This window comes from Arthrobacter sp. SIMBA_036 (assembly GCF_046535135.1).
Classification (GTDB): Bacteria; Actinomycetota; Actinomycetes; order Actinomycetales; family Micrococcaceae; genus Arthrobacter.
Genome location: NZ_JAWRXG010000351.1, coordinates 1 through 251 on the forward strand (window position 1 = coordinate 1; position 251 = coordinate 251).

A 251-nucleotide genomic window follows, 5' to 3' on the forward strand; every position below is an offset into this window, starting at 1 on the left:
ATGATTCCTAATATTAGATGTATGGTTATTGATAATGACGAACTGGACAGGCTTGTCCTCCAACATTATCTTAAACTCTATGGAAATATAGAAATTGTCGCCTCATTTGATTCGGCCGAGAAAGCAGTTCCCTATCTGGAGCTTCCGATTGATCTCCTGATCATCGAAACCCACCTTACAGGAATGAGCGGAATGGAATTCAGGAAGCTGGCCCATAAAATTCCGGCATGTATTTTTGTAAGTTCCCATCC

The 251-nt window shown here is 41.4% G+C and carries 1 protein-coding gene; it reads left to right on the top strand.

Features of this window, described 5'->3' with window-relative positions; all coding sequences use genetic code 11:
- Window positions 1-21 precede the first annotated feature (21 nt).
- The coding region (locus SB659_RS20155) for a hypothetical protein (RefSeq protein WP_410551708.1) at window positions 22-251 on the top strand (230 nt) is incomplete at its 3' end.